The organism is Methylobacter sp. (assembly GCF_023227905.1).
In the GTDB taxonomy this organism is placed as follows: Bacteria; Pseudomonadota; Gammaproteobacteria; order Methylococcales; family Methylomonadaceae; genus Methylobacter_A.
On record NZ_JALOCF010000120.1, the window covers coordinates 1 to 2,906 of the forward strand.

Sequence of the window (2,906 nt, forward strand, 5' to 3'; positions counted from 1 at the left end):
ACACGCGTTATCAATGATTACGCGAAAAAGAACGGTATCCTCAAGGAAAAGGACGGCAGCTTTTCATCTGACGATGTTCTAGAAGGTTTGACAGCAGTGGTGAGCGTCAAACTTCCTGATCCGCAATTTGAAGGACAGACCAAAGCAAAGCTCAATAACACCGAAGTGCGTGGCGCAGTATCGTCGGCGACAGCCGAAGGGCTGGTGGATTTTTTTGAAACCCACCCTCAGGATGCTCGCGGCATCATTGAGAAGTGTATGCTGACCGCGCGCGCCCGATTGGCAGCCCGTGCCGCCAAGGACGCGGTGCTCCGCAAGGGCGCTTTGGATGGCATGACGCTTCCGGGAAAGCTTGCAGATTGCACCACTCGTGATGCTTCCAAGTCGGAAGTCTATATTGTAGAGGGAGACTCGGCAGGCGGCAGCGCCAAACAAGGGCGAGACCGTATGTTTCAGGCTATCTTGCCGCTCCGCGGAAAATTGGTCAATGTTGAGAAAACCAGTTTGGATAAGGTCGTGAAATCCGATACGCTCAAGCCGATTATCATCGCGCTTGGAGTGGGTATCGGCGATACGTTCGATATCACCAAACTGCGGTATAATAAGGTGATTCTGATGGCCGATGCCGACGTCGACGGATCACATATCCGTACGTTGCTTCTGACTTTTTTCTACCGTTACTATGAGCCATTGGTGACGGGCGGGCATATTTATATCGCTCAGCCGCCACTCTATCGTTTGCAGAAGGGCAAGGATATCCGCTACGCGTACAATGATGATGAGAAATTGCGCATCGTGGAAGATATGAAAAAAATCGCCGAAGCCAAGGCAGTGGTGCGTGCTGATAAAAAAACCAAGGCACAGGCCGCTTCAAAGGTTGCCCAGGAAGGAGAAGAAGGAATGGATGCTGATGACGATGGCGAAGGCGCCACATCTGGTGAGGAAAAAGTAGCAGGAATCAATATCCAGCGCTACAAAGGTTTGGGAGAAATGAACCCGGAACAGTTGTGGGAAACCACGATGAACCCGGAAAACCGCGTAATGCTTCAGGTGACCATCGAGGATGCTGAAGAAGCTGACCGTATTTTCGATGTCCTGATGGGAAGCGATGTTGAACCGCGACGACGATTTATCCAGACCCATGCCAAGACGGTGAAGAACCTGGATGTATAAAAATGTGCCTCTATCGGTGCATTTCCTTGACGCGAAGACCCTATTCGTGCTACCTTAATAAAAGCTCTTAAAGCCCGAAAAGCCTTGCTTTTTGTCATTGCTCGGGTTATCATACGCTATATGAAAACTTCTCTGGAAAACCTCAAGCCACTGATGCGTTGCTCGGTATGCAATCACAAGTATGAGCCGGTCAAAGCGCTCGTTTTGGAGGAGCAGGAAGGACAGACAACGCTTCATCTGACCTGTGCTTCGTGCGGGGTTTCGACTATGGTGTTTGTTTCTACAACGCAGTTTGGCGTAGTGAGTATGGGTATTTTGACTGATCTGGAAGGCAATGAGGTGCGAAGCTTGTTCGGCGACGACGCTATATCGAGCGATCAAGTGCTTGATATGCATACTTTTCTGAAGGGATTTAGTGGTGGAGTAAAGGAATTTATATAAAAGCAACTGAGATTAATTGAAAGGGATGTCGAGTACGGTTTCCCTGTAATGAGAAAATGTATGTCAAAAGTGATACTGAAAGCAACAACGCGTGATGTGACGGGAAAAGAAATGCGCGCAACGCGGACTGTCGGGCAACTCCCGGTCGTCGTGTATGGTCACAATATCGCCCCGCGTAATTTATGGGTAGCCTTTTTCGATTTTATGAAAACGTATCGTGCTGCCGGAGAGAGCGCTATCGTGGAATTGTCCGTCGAGGGAGAAAAGAATGTCAATGTCCTGATTCAGGATACGCAGCTTGATCCGCTTTCCGGTAATGTGACACACGCCGATCTCTTACAAGTTCGTATGGATGAAGAAATCGAAGCTCATATCCCTCTTACATTCGTCGGTGAATCCGATGCGGTTAAATCATTGGGTGGTATGCTTCTGAAGAATACGGATGAGGTGTTGGTGAGTTGTTTACCTGCTGATCTTCCTCATGATATTACGGTGGATATCTCGGCACTGGCAACCTTTGATGATCATATCAAGGTAAGTGATTTGAAGATTTCGTCGAAAGTGAAGATGCTCAGCGAACCGGATATGATTATTGCCGGTGTGACACCTCCTCGAACAGCCGCTCAAATAGCAGAGCTTGATGTGAAAGCTGAGGCCGATGTAACCAAAGTCGAAAGCGTTGTCAAAGAAGACAAAGCTGAGTCGAAATAGTTTCGTATCATACCTTTCGTATATTCAAAAGCCTCCTATTAGAGCAATATGGAGGCTTTTGTCGTATATGTTTGACGTGTGCTCTTGACGGCGCTATCATAGAGATACATGATAGTTTGAATTCTTAGGTGTTTTTTGAGGTATGAGAATCCAAAGAGCTATTGAGAGTATTTACTCATATATAAAGTTCGTATGAAGTCTACACAGAGTGAAAATGAAGTTCCTGAAGCATCTTCCAAAACAGTGAGCAGTGAAGCTCTTTGGTCATACCATGCCACTACGGATCAACAATCGAAAGGAAAAATAAAAACAGATGAGGCTTCTATTCAAGAAAAACAGCCGGAAAACGTGTCGCCGGAAACCGATCCGACCGGTTTTCTGAATCAGGAGATCAACTATGTCGACGTGGAGAAAAAGGAGTATCATACCTTGGGGAGGCATTATTTGTATGCGGTACTCGATGGACAGGTACCTGGATTGAAGTCGTATGCGGAAATTTGCGAAAAGATGTCCGCTGAGAAGGTTTTTGGTGAGAAATTTTCCACCGTTTTGACGGAAGATGAATTAAGGGTATCAAAAGA

4 protein-coding genes are annotated in these 2,906 nt (G+C 46.9%); all 4 read left to right on the forward strand.

The window, feature by feature from the left end; genetic code table 11:
- Positions 1-1,173: toprim domain-containing protein (locus M0R47_RS21575; RefSeq protein ID WP_292558417.1), on the forward strand; the 1,173-nt coding region annotated here is incomplete at its 5' end.
- Between the two features lie 120 nt (positions 1,174-1,293).
- Positions 1,294-1,614: a hypothetical protein gene (locus M0R47_RS21580; protein ID WP_292558418.1), complete on the forward strand. Its 321-nt coding sequence runs from the start codon at positions 1,294-1,296 to the stop codon at positions 1,612-1,614.
- Between the two features lie 60 nt (positions 1,615-1,674).
- Complete coding sequence (locus M0R47_RS21585) at positions 1,675-2,325, forward strand: 50S ribosomal protein L25 (protein ID WP_292558419.1); 651 nt, start codon at positions 1,675-1,677, stop codon at positions 2,323-2,325.
- Between the two features lie 192 nt (positions 2,326-2,517).
- A partial coding sequence (locus tag M0R47_RS21590; RefSeq protein WP_292558420.1) for a hypothetical protein occupies positions 2,518-2,906 on the forward strand: 389 nt, incomplete at its 3' end.

Excerpts from the sequence above, each read along its gene's own strand:
- M0R47_RS21580 (WP_292558418.1), top strand. The coding sequence starts at position 1,294 with ATGAAAACTTCTCTGGAAAACCTCAAGCCACTGATGCGTTGCTCGGTA.
- M0R47_RS21585 (WP_292558419.1), top strand. The coding sequence starts at position 1,675 with ATGTCAAAAGTGATACTGAAAGCAACAACGCGTGATGTGACGGGAAAA.